Genomic DNA, 14,120 nt, shown 5'->3' on the forward strand with positions numbered 1-14,120 from the left:
CCCCGTTCAGGCCGTCTGGAGACCGGGACTGCCGGCCTGGATCACGTAGCTGCGCACCGTGGTGGCGGCGCTGCCGCGCACGGTGACCTGGTTGAGCGCGCGGAAGTCCACCGTCATCTGGGTGGGTGTGGTCACGGTGCGGACGTAGCCGCGCTTGTTCCAGTTGAACTTCACGTGCGGGTTGAGGCTGGACAGGCCGGTGCCCGCTCCGCTGCCGTCGCCCCCGGAGGTGATCGAGGTGGTCACCAGCTCGGTGCCGATCACCTGGTTCTGGGTCGTGTAGTTGTCCATGATGTTCGAGGCCCAGTGCTGGTGGACGTCACCGGTGAGCACGACCGTGCTGGTGTTGCCGCGGGCCTGCCAGCCGGCCTGGATGCGGCCGCGGCTGGCGGTGTAGCCGTCCCAGGAGTCCATGCTCCTCGACCCGTCCGCGGCGGCGAGCCGCTGGGCGAAGAACACCTGCTGGCCGATGATGTCCCAGGTGCCGAGGTGCTGGCCGAGCCCGTCGAGCAGCCACGCCTCCTGGGCCGCGCCGGTCAGCGTGCGGCTCGCGAGGTCGGCGTCCGCGCAGACCTTCGTGCCGTCGCCGCAGGCCTGGTCGTCCCGGTACTGCCGGGTGTCGAGCAGGTGGAAGGTGGCCAGGCTCCCCCAGCGCAGGCGCCGGTAGAGCTGCATGTTGTGGCTCGCGGGAAGCTGCGCGGACCGCAGCGGCATGTGCTCGTAGTACGCCTTGTAGGCGGCCGCGCGGCGGGCGGTGAAGTCCCCGGCGGGGCTTGAGTCGTTGCGGACGAGGTTGGCGTAGTTGTTCTCGACCTCGTGGTCGTCCCACACCGGGATCCACGGCGCGGCGCCGTGCGCGGCCTGCAGGTCGACGTCGGTCTTGTAGAGCGCGTGCCGCACCCGGTAGTTCGCCAGCGAGCTGATCTCGGCGCTGGGCACGTGGGTGCGCACGGCGGAACCGGCCGCGCCCTCGTAGATGTAGTCGCCGAGGTGCAGGATCAGGTCCGGGGCCTCCTCGGCCATCCGCCGGTAGGCGGTGAAGTAGCCGGCCTCGTAGTGCGAGCAGGAGGCGAACAGCATCTTCAGCGCCGGGCTGGTGCCGGCGGCGGGGGCGGTGCGGGCCCGGCCGACCGGGGATATCTGGCCCGACGCGCGGAAGCGGTACCAGTACTCCCGGTTCGCCTGCAGGCCCGCGACCTCGACGTGGACGCTGTGCGCCCACGCCTGGACCGCGGTCGTCGAGCCGCTGGCGGCGAGCTGGGTGAAGTTCTGGTCGGTCGCCACCTGCCATTCCACGGTGACGTTCGCGCTCGACATGCCGCCGAGTCCGTCCGCGTTGAGCGGGCTGGGCGCGAGGCGGGTCCACAGGACGAATCCGTCCGCGGTGGGCTCACCTGACGCGACTCCGAGGGTGAAGGGATAGGCGGCGGCGCGGGCCACCGCCGCACCTGCCAGGGCGGTTCCCACTCCCGCAATCCCACCGAGGAGGACGGTCCGCCGGTTCAGTTGGGTCATGGGGGCTTTCCTACGACCTGCCGGGAAATGGGCGAGGGCGGTCGCCGGACTGTTCACGCAACGTTGGCCCGGATGATCTGATTCCCGGTCACCGCGGGCTGATCCGTCATCTGTCCGATGCCTGGAAAGGCTGTTCACAGAGCACGATCCATGCTTGCGAACGCGTCCGGTCGGCGGTGGGGCGGCCGGCCCCGCCGAGTGTCCGGGCCGCCGCCGATTCCGGTGACGGCCGGCCGGCGGCGGCACGTAGGGCGTCCTCTGGGTCACGTACCGCGCTGGCGAATAACACCATGAGGTGGGAAGTTTGCCCTTCTTGTGCGGTCTCGCTACGCTCCGGCCTGTGTTGGGCCCTGCTCACGTCCATCGACCGAAGCACCGAGCGGCCCGCGGCCGGCCGGCGCCCATCGAGATATGGCGGCGTACCGGTGGCTGGTGGCACTGTTTGTTCCTGGCGCTTTTCCTGGCGGGCCTGGCGGTACGCGCGGCCGCCTGCCTCGGGTATCGGCCCGCGCTCTGGTTCAACGACAGCTACGAATATGTCGCGGGTGCGCTGCGGCCGGAGCCCTATGTCGTCCGGCCCGCCGGTTACAGTTTCTTCCTGCGGATCCTGCTGCCGTTCCACAGCTTCGAGCTGGTGGTTGTCGCCCAGCATCTGATCGGGCTCGCCGTCGGCCTCGGAATCTATGTGCTGCTGCTGCGGCTGCGGGCCCCCGCCTGGCTCGCCGCGGCCGGGTCGGCCCCACAGCTGCTCGACGCCTACCAGATCGCGCTGGAGCACATGGTCCTGTCGGAGACGGTGTTCACCGCCCTGCTGACGGGCGCCGTGCTGTGCCTGCTGTGGAAACGGCGCGTCGGGGTCGTCGGCGCGCTCGGCGCCGGCCTTCTCCTGAGCGCCGCGTCGGTGACCAGATCGGTCGGTCTGCCGTTGGCTCTCGCGGCCGCGCTGTGGCTGATCATCAGATGGCCGGGCTGGCGCCCCGTCGCGGCCTTCACAGCGGCACTCACGCTGCCCGTGGCCGCCTACTGCGGCTGGTACCAGGCCGAACACGGCACATTCGCGGTCTCGGGCAGCACCGGGATTTTCCTGTACTCCCGGACGACCACCTTCGCCGACTGCGCCGTGATCAATCCTCCGGACCGGTTGCGGATCCTGTGCCCGACCGAGCCGCTGGGTGACACTCACCGGCCGCCGTCGGACTACATCTGGCACGGGGACACCCCGTTGTTCGCGATTCCCGGGGACACCTTCAGCCNGGCGAAGGAGCGCCTCGCGCGGGAGTTCGCGATCAGCGCGATAACCCGGCAGCCGGCGGCATACCTGCATACCGTCGCCCACGACTTCCGGCGGACGTTCGAATCCCGGCTGGCGGACTATCCGAGCCAGCTGGTGGCGAAGAGATACCGCTTCGCCACCGCGACCGATCCCATCGTGGGCAAGGACGGCTCCGACCTGCGCGCGTACGAGCGCGGGGATTTCACCACCACCGCGCGTGCACCGGCGGCCGGCTGGCTGGTCTCCTACCAGCGTGACGTGCAGGTTCCCGCGCGCGGAATCGGCGTACTGCTGCTGGTCGCGTTCGGCGGGGTGCCGTTGTCCATCCGCAACCGGTCGCTGCGTGCGCCGCTGCTGCTGCTCACCGGTTTCGCGTTCCTGGCGCTGCTGCTGCCGCCGGCCACCGCGGGCTTCGACTACCGCTACGTGGCGCCCGCCTTCCCCTTCCTCGGGGCCGCTGCCGCGCTCGCGCTGACGGGAGTGGCCCAGGGCCTCCGGCGCGGGAGTCCCCCGGCGGAACCGTCCACCGCGGCTGATCCCGGGCCGGTGCCAGCCGTGAGCGTGCCCGGGCCGCCGGCGCCGGCAGGCGCGCAACTCGTGTGACCCGTGGGACCGGGTGGATTTCGGTGTGTCTGGCCGGCAAGGGCGCATAGTCTCGTCCTGTGGCCGCCCCTGCCTATTTGCCCGACAGCACCACCGAGCCGGCCAGGATCGGCGTGGTGGACATGCGCCGCGGCGGCACCGCGCTCGGCGGCAGCTACCTGCACGAGGGTGACGGGCTGGCGACGGGCTGGCATTCGCATGACCTGCACCAGATCGAGTACGCGATGGCCGGCGTGGTCGAGGTGCGGACGGCCAGCGCCCACTACCTGCTGCCGCCGCAGCAGGCCGCGTGGATTCCCGCCGGCCTGGAGCACCGGGCGGTCCTCGACTCCGCGGCCCGGACGATCGCCGTGCTCTTCGACCCCGAGCTCGTGCCCCGCCCCGGCGACCGCGCGCGCATCCTGGCGGTGCCCACGCTCATCCGGGAGATGATGATCTATGCGTTGCGCTGGCCGATCGCGCGCGGGAGCGGGGACGACGTCTCGGACGGGTTCTTCCGCACCCTCGGGCACCTGGTCGCGGACGCGCTGGAGCACGAGGCCCCGCTGAGTCTGCCCACCTCCGCCGACCCGGTCGTCGCGGCGGCGATCGCCTACACCCAGGATCATCTCGACGGTGTCAGCATCGGGGCGGTGAGCCGGGCGGCCGGCGTCTCGGAGCGGACGCTGCGCCGCCAGTTCCAGGTCACGCTGGGCATGTCGTGGCGGCACTACCTCCTGCAGGCGCGGCTGCTGCGGGCGATGGCGCTGCTCGCCGACCCCGGCCTGTCGGTGCTCGAGGTCTCCACCTCGGTGGGCTTCGAGAGCCCGAGTGCGTTCGCGCGGGCCTTCGCCCAGCACTGCGGCGAGAAGCCGTCGGTGTACCGGCGGCGGATCGGGGGCGACCCGTCCGCGACCGCCCTCCCTTCGCCACTATCCTCACCGAGGTAGTTGACAATGTGGTCCGGTGCCGCCTAGCCTCTGACCCATGGGTGAGCACCTGCTTCTTGTCTGCCGTGCTCATATCGACCTCCGTCGCGTAGCCAGCGCGCTCTGTCCGGCGACGCTCTGACGGCCCAACCGCCTCGACGGTCCCGGGTCCCCCAGCGCATCGCCTGTCCGACGTCCGCCGCCCTCCGCCGAAGCAGGACGTGCTCCGCCGTGCCCCCGTGCCCGGCGGAGACCGTCTGAATCCGCGGACGGCACGCGTGTAGGAGGATCCCGTGTCCGTCCAGCGCACCGGCCCATCCACGAAGCAACCCACCGCCCGACCTGCCGGTTCCGGTGGTACCGGGGATTTCGGCGGTCCGGTCGAGCGTTCCCGCGAGCTGCCGAGAGGCGCCGGCTCGGCGGCGGCCGTCCTGCGCGCGGTCCTCGACCACGGGCCGGTCGCGCGGACCTTCATCGGCGCGGCCACCGGCCTCAGCCCGGCCGCGGTCTCCCGGCAGACCGCCGATCTCATCTCTCTGGGCCTGCTCCGGGAGCTGCCGGCGGCGGCCTGCGCGCCGCGCGCGGGCCGACCGAGCGTGCCGATCGACGTCGACACGGACACCCACCTCGCCTGCGGTGTCCACATCGCCGTCCCCATGGTCACCTTCGGCCTGGTCGACCTGCGCGGGCGGACGGTGGCCCGGGAGCAGGTGCCGCACGGCGGCGACGCGCAGGCCACACTCGCGCTCGTCGTCCGTCACCTGCCGGGGTTCCTCCGCCGGCACGCCGCTCGCCGCCGGGTGCTCGGGCTGGGGGTGGTGACCGGCGGCCACGTGGACACCCGGACCGGAACCGTGGTCGAGCACGAGCCGCTGGGCTGGCGAAACCTGCCGCTGGGCCCGTTGCTCGCGGCCCGCACCGGGCTGCCGGTGAGCGTTGACAGCCACGCCCGCGCGCTGGCCGGCGCCGAGATCCTCTTCGGTGAGCCGCGGGCCCGTTCCAGCCTGATCCATCTGTTCGTCGGCCATGTGGTGGACGCCGCGATCGCGACCGACGGCGTCGTGCACCGCGGGGGGCATTCGGCCGCGGGCCGGGTGGCTCACCTGCGCATTCGTGGTGAGGACCGGCTGTGTGCCTGCGGCGACACTGGCTGCGCCCAGGCCGTGCTGTCAGACGGCGCGTTGCTGGCGACGGCGGTTGAGCAGGGAGTTCTCCCGCGCCGGGACCCGGAGCTGCTGCGCGACGCCGTCGCCGCGGGGGAGCACCGGGTGATCGAGCTGGTGCGCCGCCGGTTGCGAGGCGTCGCCAAGGTGGCCGCGACCCTGCTGGACATGTTCGATCCGGAGGTGCTGGTGCTGACCGAGCTCGGCTCGATCTACCAGCCCCAGCTGTTGCCCGACCTGTTCGAGGAGATCGCCGCCAGCTCCCGGACCTGCACGGACCCGGAGCGGGTGGTGCGCCCGAACAGTTTCGGGCAAGACGTCCTCGCGGTCGCCGCCGCCGCGACCGTGCTGGAGTCCGTCCACCGCAGCCCGCGGGCCCTGCGCCCGGTCAACCTGGGCGGCTGGACGAACCCGGGGAACAGCGTCAAACCCACTGGCAGGGCCGACGCGGCGAGCCGCGTCAGTCCCGGGCGCGGGGCCAGTCCGGCCAGCGGTGCCCCGCAGCGGAACAACGGCCCGAACCCGGCCCGGGACCGGCGTTCTTCGGTAGCGGTCGCGAAATAGTTCCATTCAATCGGAAATCGTTGACCTCCGTCATTCGGCGGGCGACGATGTAATAGAGGAAACCCGCTCCGAAGCCGGCCGGAACTCGCCCCCGGGACCCCTCGACCGTTTTTTCCAGACCCCTCTACATCTCTTTCCTCGGCCTGCCAGAAAATGGCGTCGCGGGCGTGTCTCGCGGGCGGTCGGGGCTGAAAGGTGCGTGTGCAAATGACCAGTTCCGTGCAGAGCATCGGCATCGATGTCCGGCCTTTGTCGGGCCACACCGGAGCCGAGATCCACGGTGTCGACCTGCGGGTGGACCTCGACGACGCGACCATCGCCGAGATCCGTTCCGCCCTGCTGAAGTGGAAGGTCGTCTTCTTCCGCGACCAGAACCTGGACCACGCCCAGCAGATCGCCTTCGGCCGCCGTTTCGGCCGCCTCACCCCGGCGCACCCGCACGAGACGGAGCCGCCGGCCGGCTTCCCGGAGATCCTCCCGATCGACAGCCGGCGGTACGAGAAGCTGTTCGGCCAGAAGCGGAAGGTCACCTACGACAACGGCTGGCACACCGACGTGACGGCCCTGGTGAACCCGCCGGCCGGTTCGATCCTGCGGGCCGACATCGTGCCGCCCTACGGTGGCGACACCGCGTGGACGAACCTGGTCGCCGCCTACGAGGGGCTGCCCGAGCCGCTGCGGGCGCTGGCCGACAGCCTGCGGGCCCGGCACAGCTTCAGCCTGCCGATCTTCGACGGCGGTGAGTACGGCCGGCGGGTCGCCGAGAACCCGCTGGTGGCGATTCACCCGCTGGTCCGGGTACACCCGGAGACCGGGGAGCGCGCGCTGTTCGTCAGCCCCAGCTTCACCGCCCGGGAGAACAACGTCATCGGTCTTTCGCAGCGGCAGAGCCACCGGATTCTCGAGCTGTTCTACGAGCAGATCTCGCGGCCGGAGTTCACGGTGCGGTTCAAGTGGAACCCGGGTGACATCGCTTTCTGGGACAACCGCGCCACCGCCCACCTCGGCCCGTCCGACCTCGGTCATCTCGACTTCGACCGGGTTCTCTACCGGGTGACTCTCGAAGGTGACGTCCCGGTCGGTGTCGACGGCAGGGAGTCGGAGCTGGTCGCGGGCGCGCCCTTCATCGGTTCCTGAACCCCCGGGCGCAACCGGGAGCCAGTCCCTCGTTGACCTGAATCCGGAAATCTGGCCGCCGGCGCCGAACGGGTCGGTGCCGGCGGCTCCCTTCACCTGGAGATATCGATGCACCCACGACGGACCAGCAGGCGGTGGACGGCGCTGGCCTCCGCGGGCCTCGCCGCGCTGTTGATCGGCGGCCTCGCCGCGTGCGGCGGTGACGACGGGGACTCGTCTGCCGCGGCGGCCGGTGGGCAGGCCGGAACACTGAGAATCGGTGACCAGAGCAAGCTGGTGGAGCTGCAGATCACCCTGTCCGGCGAGGGGCAGGGCACGCCCTACAAGCTGAACTGGAACACCTTCGCGGACGGGCCGCACATGAACGCGGCCTTCAGCGCCAACCGGCTGGACGTCGGCTACATGGGTGACACCCCGGTCCTCTTCGCGAACGCGGCCGACGCCGGCGTGGTCGCGGTGGCNGTCTCCGAGTCATCGGTGAACGCGCAGACCATTTTCGCCACCCCGAGCTCGGGAATCCGCTCCCTCGCCGACCTCAAGGGCAAGCGGGTCGCGTTCACCCAGGGGACCTCCCTGCACGGCTTTCTTCTCAACCAGCTCGACACGGTCGGGCTCAGCCAGGACGACATCACCGTGGTGAACGTCCCGGCCGCGAGCCTGACCTCTACGTTCGCCTCCGGCGCGGTCGACGCGGTGGTGTATGTCCGCCAGTACAGCGCGGCGCTCACCGCGCAGAGCAAGGACGCCTACGAGCTGAAGACCGCCCCGCTGCCGCAGTTCGGCGTGCTGCTCGCGGCGAAGGACGCGCTGGCCGATCCCGCTCGGCGCACCGTGGTCAAGGATTTCGTGCTGCGCCTGTCCCGGGCGTCGGCCTGGCCCAAGGCCAACCCGGACAAGTGGATCCAGGAGTTCTACGTCAAGGGGCTCAAGCAAGATCCCGCCGCGGCCCGGGAGTACTTCGACAGCACACCCACGGCCAGGTACACGCCGGTCACCGAGGCGTTCATCGAAAGCCAGCGCGTGCAGGGGGAGCTGCTCTCCGCCGTCGGTGAGCTGCCGCCGGGGCTGAACGTCGACGACGAGATCGACAAGTCGTTCAACGACGAGCTCAGGGCGGCCTTCACCGCGGCGAGCCTGCCGATATGAGCACGTCGCCCACAGCCGACCGACGCCCGCGCGGCAGCGGCAGGAGGCAGCCATGACAGAAGTGATCGATGATTCCGCGCGTCGCACCGTCGAGGACACCCTGCACGGCGCCCTCGGGGTCGCGCTCAGGGACACCGCCCGCACCGCCCGCCCGGCGACCGGCGAGGTCGACGGCGGTGCGCGCCCGGAGAACAACCTGGTCACCGGCGGTGCACACGCGGCCCCGGTGCTCACCGACCCGACCGGTGCCCGGCGCCGGAGCCGCCGCACCCGCATCCTCCCGGCCTGGACCCGCCGCCTGACCGGGCCCGCCGTGCTGCTCGTCGTCTGGCTGGCGGTGACCGGGCTCGATCTGGTCAGCGACCGCGCGCTCGCCTCGCCCGGCGAGGTGTTCGGCGCGGGGCGGGAGCTGTGGGGCACCGGCGAGCTGGCCAGCAATCTCGGTGCGTCGCTGTACCGGGTGGCCTGGGGCTGCGGCATCGGCATCGCCATCGGCCTGGCGCTCGCGGTCGTCGCGGGCTTCTTCCGGTTCGGTGAGGACGTCGTCGACTCGGCGATGAACTTCCTGCGCACGATCCCGGTCATCGCGCTGCTTCCGCTGATCATCGTCTGGATCGGGATCGGTGAGGAGGCGAAGATCTTCCTGATCTCGGTGGGTGTGCTCTTCCCGGTCTACATGAACACCTTCGCCGCGATCCGCGGAGTGGACATGAAGCTGGTGGAGGCCGGCCGGGCGTTCGGCCTCGGTCGACTCGGCCNGATCCGCAGAGTCATCGTCCCCGGCGCCGTGCCGGGCTTCCTGGTCGGACTGCGCTGGTCGCTGGGTGTCTCCTGGTTGCTGCTGGTCTTCGCCGAGCAGGTCAACGCCGAGTCCGGCATCGGGTACCTGCNCAACCGCGCCCAGGGCTGGAACCGGACCGACATCATGGTCCTCTGCCTGGTGATCTACGGGCTCCTCGGCCTGGCCTGCGACGGCATCGTCCGACTTCTGGAAAGGAGCCTGCTGTCATGGCGACGCGGTTTCTCCGGCAACTGACCGGCGCCCGGCAGCCGGTCGCGGCGGGCCCTGATCCGTCCGCCGGCGCCCCGCCCGCCCCGGCGGCGGTCTCGCCACCCGACGGCGTGCTGCCCGACGGGGTGCTGGCCGACGGGGTGCTGGCCGACGGCGAGCCCGCGGCGGCGGTGCGGGTGCGGGGGCTCACCCGCGCCTTCGGCACCCGGGCGGTGCTCGACCAACTCGACCTGACCGTCGCACCCGGCGAGTTCGTGGCCCTGCTCGGGCGCAGCGGCTCGGGCAAGAGCACCCTGCTGCGGATCCTCGGCGGCTTCGACGACGATGTCACCGGGGACGTGCTCGTCGCCCGCCGCCGGGCGATCGTCTTCCAGGAGCCGCGGCTGCTGCCGTGGGAGCGGGCACTGGGCAACGTCGTCCTCGGACTGCGCGGCTCGGACGTCGCCAGCCGCGGGCGCGCCGCGCTCGCGGAGGTCGGGCTCGCCGGCCGGGAGAAGTCGTGGCCGGTGACCCTTTCCGGTGGCGAGGCCCAGCGGGTGGCACTCGCCCGTGCGCTGGTGCGCGAGCCCGATCTGGTCATGCTCGACGAGCCGTTCGGCGCGCTCGACGCCCTGACCAGGATCAGGATGCATGCCCTGTTGCAGGAGCTGTGCCGGCGGCACCGCCCCGCGGTGCTGTTCGTCACCCACGACGTGGACGAGGCGATTCTCCTCGCTGACCGGATCCTGGTGCTGACCGAGGGCCGGCTCGCCTTCCAGGCCGCGGTCGATCTGCCCGCGCCGAGGCTGCGCACCGACCCCGCATTCGCGGACCTGCGTTCCCGGCTGCTGGCCGAGCTCGGCGTCCAGGAACTGGCGGCCGCGACAGGGTGACGGGCGGACCACGCCGACTGGTCAGCCGGCCCGCACTGGGGTAGGCAGACCGCATGCACAGGATCAGAGGCAGGTCTCGCCGCCACGCCGCGACCACGGCATCGCGGGCGGCGGCGCTGGTGGGTCTCGTCGTGGTGGCCCTCGCCGGCTGCGGCGGTTCGGGCGACTCGCCGGACGACACCCTCGCGTCCGAACCGGCTGGTGGCGGGGGCCCGGCCGTGACCACGTCGGCATCCCCGGCGGCGTCCCCGGCGGGGGCCTCCCCGGCGGCGACGTCCGCCACGCCGGCGGGCGGCGCTTCGGGCGCGGCGTCGGCGTGCGTCGCGGGTGGTCTCTCGGCGACCGTCGACGATCTCCAGGGCGCGGCGGGCCACATCTACGGCCGGATCGTGCTCACGAACACCGGCTCCGCACCCTGCGTGATCACCGGTTTCCCCGGTGTGTCGGTAGTGGACGCCGCGGGCGCCCAGATCGGCGCCCCGGCCGGCCGCACCGGCGCGGCGGGTTCGCCCGTCACGGTGGCTCCCGGCGGGCGCGCGGGCGCGACGCTGGCGATCACCCAGCCCGGGGTGCTCCCGGGCTGTGACAGTGCCGGGCAGACGACCCGGGGCACCCAGCTGCGGGTGTACCCGCCCGGCGACCGGGCCAGCCTGCTCGCGCCGGTGCCGGGAGGGGTGGAGGCCTGCCGGGATCCGGCGATCCAGCAGCTCACGGTCAGCGCCTTCGAACGCGTCTGACGGCGGTCGAATCCACACCGGCCGCGCGAAAGGAACTGTCAGCTCGCCTGCTCCGGCGGCCCGGGTTACGTTTCCGGACGGCATTCTGCCGCCGGATCCGTCCGGTGGGTTCGGAGCAGAGAGCGAGCGTCAGCCGATGGACCGCATTCGCCTTCTCAACGCTTTCGACACCGCACTGCTCGACTACCAGCTCCTGCACGCCGATGTGCCGATAAACGTCAACTGTCTGCTTCTGGGGAAAGGCCCGGCCCCCGATATCGGGGTGCTGCGGAACTGGGTGTCCGATCGGCTGCGCCGGTTTCCGCTGCTGACCGAGCGACTTGTCTGCGTGCCCGGCCGGCGGGTGCGTTATGGCTGGTGGGCAGACCCCGACGTCGACCTCGACCATCTCGTCCGTGAACATCGGATGCCGCCGGACGGGTTCGCGGCCGGCACCGCGCTGCGTGATTTCGTGGAACGCCGCGGCGGTGCGGTGGTGTCGGTGGCCGGACCGCCCTGGGAGCTCTGGCTGCTGCGGTCCGCCGACGACACCGAGTTCGCGCTGTTGTACCGGGCGAGCCACATCCAGCAGGACGGCACCGCGAAGAACCTCGTGCTGTCGGCGCTTTTCGGTGTCGGTTCCGATCCGACGGCGTTCGTCCCGCCGCAGCGCCGGGAGCCGGGGCGGAACCGGTCGCGGGAAGTCGGCGCGGCGGTGGCGCGCTCACTGCACTGGTTCGCGCCCACCACCGACCCGGCCCCGTTCGCCGCGTCCCGGCTGGGGCGGACCACCCACAGCTGGGCAACGACGTCGCTGGCGCGCCTGCGGTCGATCGGCGCGCCGGTGGACGGGACCGTCAATGACGTTTTCCTGGCCGGGCTGGCCGGCGCGCTGCGGCACTGGGTCGGAATCGCCCAGGCCACGGCCGGAATGCCGGTGGCGATGGCGGTCAGCACCCGTCAGCCGGGCGAGCGGGCGATGCTCGCGAACTTCGTGGCGGGCGCGCGGGTGGTGCTGCCGTGCGCCGAACCGCTACCGCTCGACCGGCTCCTGGCCGTGCGGAACTCCATGGACCGCCTCAAACAGGGCGGCACGCTCGGTGTGGGTGAACGTCTGCTCTTCGAGCTGCTGCCGGCCCGGGTCCGGCCCCGTCTCTTCGGCGCCGGACTGAGCGGGCGCTCCTCGGTGCTCTCGGTGTCGAACCAGGCCGGGGCACCCGGCCCCCTGGCGGTCGCCGGCCAGCCGATCACGACAGCCGTCCCCCTCCCGACCCTGTTCCCGGGGCAGCGGCTCGCCTGCCATCTCAGCGGCCTCGGTGACGCCGTCAGCATCGGCACGGCCGCGGACGCCGGCCTGCCCGGTTCCCGCGATCTCGCCGCCCTCTGGATGGCGGAGATCGACGAGCTGGAGGCCGCCGTCCGCGAGCTGACGGCCGGTCGCGGGCAGTGGACCGACGCGCGGCGGGACGGCCACCGGGGCGGTCGCTGGGGCGGCGGGTGGGGGCTCGGCGGGCGAGGTCTCGGCGGGCGAGGTCTCGGCGGGCGAGGGGACGGCGGGCGAGGGGACGGTGGGCGTGCCGCCGCGGGCGCGTAGCGCGCTGGTCGCGGGGATGCTGGCCGCGGCGGCGCTGGCCGCGGTCGATCTCGCTCCGCCCCCGGCCCGCGCGGGCGGGCCCGTCCACGGCGGCTCCCCGGCCGTTGCGGCGTCGATCACTGCCGGTGCGGCGCCTGCCGAGGGGGGTCGGCCTGCCGGCGTGTTGACGGGCCCGGGTGACCATGTCGTGCGGCTCCGGCACGCCGGTATCGAACGGTGGGCGGTGGTGCATGTCCCGGCGGCGGTGGGCCCCGGCCCGCGGCCCACGCTGTTCCACTTCCCGGGCATGTTCGAGACGCCGGAGATGGCCGAGGAGTCCGGGGATCTGACCTCCTACGCCGACCGGACGGGGTATCTCCTGGTGATCCCCGCTCATGAGGGCATCGGCTGGCGGGGCGTGCCCGGTGGCGAGGAGCCGTCCGACGTCGACGATCCCGGGTTCATCCGGGCGTTGGCTGATCTCGTGATCAGCAGGTACGGCGCGGATCCGGCCCGGCTCTACGCCTCCGGCATGAGTAACGGCGGGCTGTTCACCCAGGCCCTGGCCTGCCAGGAAGCCGATCGGTTCGCCGCCTTCGCCACCGTCGCGGGCTCGGCCACCGGGTTCGGCTGCCTGGCCGGGGCGCCGGGCGCCGCCGGTGGTCCGCACCCCGTGCCGATGCTGGTCATCCACGGCGCGGAGGACCAGGTGATCAGATACGCGCAGGCGGAGGCGGGTGCCCGGGCCTGGGCGCTCGCGGCCGGCTGTGCGGGCCCGACCGTGGACAGCAGCCTGACCGACCTCGACCCCGGCGACGGCACGACCGTGGTCCGCCACGACTTCGCCGGCTGCCCGGCGGCCACCCCGGTACTTCTCTACGAGGTCGTCGGCGGTGGCCACACCTGGCCCGGCGGAGCCGCGCTGTACCCGGTGGAGATCGTCGGGCGAGTCAGCGGTGATCTCGATGCGAACGCGGCGATCTGGGACTTCGTGTCGCGCTTTCGACTGCCTCGCTAGCCGAGAAGGCCTGACGGAGCACAGATCGCGCATACGCTTCGAATGGAGGGCGTATCCGGCCGTCTCGAGCGGGCGAGCGGCGTGGCCTGCCGGCGAGAGGGATCTCTTCCGAAATGACAGTCGTGGGAATCACCGGGCACCGCGTCCTGTCACCCGCCATCGAGGAGTACACGACCGCGGAGGCGCTTCGGCTGCTGCGCCGCCACGCGTCCGGGAGTCTCGTCGGTGTCAGCTGTCTGGCGGAGGGGGCCGACAGCACCTTCGCCGAGCTGGTGCTCGGCCTCGGAGGACAGCTCGTCGTCGTGGTTCCCGCCCAGAACTACCGGGAGTTCCTGCCGCCGGAGCACCGGCCGGAGTACGACCGCCTGCGGGCGGCCGCTATCCGGGTGCGGACGCTTGAGCACCCCGAGGCCGACCTGGAGGCGCTGATGGCCGCCAGCAGGGTGATGGTCGACGAGGTGGACGAGCTCATCGCGATCTGGGACGGCAGGCCCTCCCGGGGCTATGCCGGCACCGGCGATGTGGTCGCCTACGCGAGAAGCACGAAGACACCCGTCCACGTGGTGTGGCCGGAGGGAGCGGTCCGGGACTGACCGCTCTGCCGCCAGCCGGCGATCACC

10 protein-coding genes and 4 pseudogenes are annotated in these 14,120 nt (G+C 72.1%); 13 read left to right on the forward strand and 1 reads right to left on the reverse strand.

The window, feature by feature from the left end; genetic code table 11:
* Positions 1–6: 6 nt before the first annotated feature.
* Entirely contained in the window at positions 7–1,515 is a 1,509-nt protein-coding gene (locus UG55_RS13525; RefSeq protein ID WP_066067887.1) for an alkaline phosphatase, read from the reverse strand.
* A 1,998-nt stretch (positions 1,516–3,513) separates the two neighbouring features.
* Here UG55_RS13525 and UG55_RS13535 point away from each other — a divergent pair.
* The 13 genes and pseudogenes from UG55_RS13535 to UG55_RS13580 all read left to right on the forward strand — a co-directional run bounded on the left by UG55_RS13535 (position 3,514) and on the right by UG55_RS13580 (position 14,093).
* Positions 3,514–4,320 carry a helix-turn-helix domain-containing protein gene (locus UG55_RS13535; RefSeq protein WP_083986777.1) on the forward strand — a complete coding sequence of 269 codons (807 nt, stop codon included), beginning with the start codon at positions 3,514–3,516 and terminating at the stop codon, positions 4,318–4,320.
* A 272-nt stretch (positions 4,321–4,592) separates the two neighbouring features.
* Positions 4,593–6,026 (forward strand): ROK family transcriptional regulator, encoded by a 1,434-nt coding sequence (locus UG55_RS13540; RefSeq protein ID WP_199865127.1) that lies wholly within the window; start codon positions 4,593–4,595, stop codon positions 6,024–6,026.
* A gap of 207 nt (positions 6,027–6,233) precedes the next feature.
* A complete protein-coding gene (locus tag UG55_RS13545; RefSeq protein ID WP_066067893.1) occupies positions 6,234–7,163 on the forward strand; it encodes a TauD/TfdA family dioxygenase in 930 nt (309 codons plus the stop codon).
* A gap of 108 nt (positions 7,164–7,271) precedes the next feature.
* A pseudogene (locus UG55_RS36570) lies at positions 7,272–7,624 on the forward strand (ABC transporter substrate-binding protein); the annotation flags it as partial.
* Between the two features lies 1 nt (position 7,625).
* Positions 7,626–8,309: pseudogene (locus UG55_RS13550) on the forward strand (ABC transporter substrate-binding protein); the annotation flags it as partial.
* Between the two features lie 52 nt (positions 8,310–8,361).
* The coding region (locus tag UG55_RS36575) for an ABC transporter permease (RefSeq protein WP_396230896.1) at positions 8,362–9,067 on the forward strand (706 nt) is incomplete at its 3' end.
* A gap of 1 nt (position 9,068) precedes the next feature.
* A pseudogene (locus UG55_RS36580) lies at positions 9,069–9,199 on the forward strand (ABC transporter permease); the annotation flags it as partial.
* Between the two features lies 1 nt (position 9,200).
* A pseudogene (locus UG55_RS36585) lies at positions 9,201–9,345 on the forward strand (ABC transporter permease); the annotation flags it as partial.
* Positions 9,318–10,193 carry an ABC transporter ATP-binding protein gene (locus tag UG55_RS13560; protein ID WP_083986769.1) on the forward strand — a complete coding sequence of 292 codons (876 nt, stop codon included), beginning with the start codon at positions 9,318–9,320 and terminating at the stop codon, positions 10,191–10,193. The pseudogene UG55_RS36585 and the gene UG55_RS13560, both read left to right, overlap by 28 nt.
* 53 nt (positions 10,194–10,246) lie before the next feature.
* Positions 10,247–10,930: a DUF4232 domain-containing protein gene (locus tag UG55_RS13565; protein ID WP_083986770.1), complete on the forward strand. Its 684-nt coding sequence runs from the start codon at positions 10,247–10,249 to the stop codon at positions 10,928–10,930.
* A 136-nt stretch (positions 10,931–11,066) separates the two neighbouring features.
* Positions 11,067–12,503, forward strand: a complete 1,437-nt coding sequence (locus UG55_RS13570; protein WP_199865128.1) for a wax ester/triacylglycerol synthase domain-containing protein — start codon at positions 11,067–11,069, stop codon at positions 12,501–12,503.
* Positions 12,478–13,500, forward strand: coding sequence for a PHB depolymerase family esterase (locus UG55_RS13575; RefSeq protein ID WP_066067899.1), 1,023 nt, complete (start codon positions 12,478–12,480; stop codon positions 13,498–13,500). Before UG55_RS13570 ends, UG55_RS13575 begins: the two co-directional genes overlap by 26 nt.
* 113 nt (positions 13,501–13,613) lie before the next feature.
* Positions 13,614–14,093 (forward strand): hypothetical protein, encoded by a 480-nt coding sequence (locus UG55_RS13580; protein WP_083986771.1) that lies wholly within the window; start codon positions 13,614–13,616, stop codon positions 14,091–14,093.
* The last annotated feature ends 27 nt before the right edge of the window (positions 14,094–14,120 follow it).

Origin of the sequence: Frankia sp. EI5c (genome assembly GCF_001636565.1) — a bacterium.
In the GTDB taxonomy this organism is placed as follows: domain Bacteria; phylum Actinomycetota; class Actinomycetes; order Frankiales; family Frankiaceae; genus Parafrankia.

What these genes read in the sequence shown, in the direction of transcription:
- UG55_RS13560 (WP_083986769.1), top strand. Translation starts at nt 9,318, where the DNA reads ATGGCGACGCGGTTTCTCCGGCAACTGACCGGCGCCCGGCAGCCGGTC.
- UG55_RS13580 (WP_083986771.1), top strand. Translation starts at nt 13,614, where the DNA reads ATGACAGTCGTGGGAATCACCGGGCACCGCGTCCTGTCACCCGCCATC.
- UG55_RS13525 (WP_066067887.1), bottom strand. Translation starts at nt 1,515, where the DNA reads ATGACCCAACTGAACCGGCGGACCGTCCTCCTCGGTGGGATTGCGGGA.
- UG55_RS13545 (WP_066067893.1), top strand. Translation starts at nt 6,234, where the DNA reads ATGACCAGTTCCGTGCAGAGCATCGGCATCGATGTCCGGCCTTTGTCG.
- UG55_RS13570 (WP_199865128.1), top strand. Translation starts at nt 11,067, where the DNA reads ATGGACCGCATTCGCCTTCTCAACGCTTTCGACACCGCACTGCTCGAC.
- UG55_RS13565 (WP_083986770.1), top strand. Translation starts at nt 10,247, where the DNA reads ATGCACAGGATCAGAGGCAGGTCTCGCCGCCACGCCGCGACCACGGCA.
- UG55_RS13535 (WP_083986777.1), top strand. Translation starts at nt 3,514, where the DNA reads ATGCGCCGCGGCGGCACCGCGCTCGGCGGCAGCTACCTGCACGAGGGT.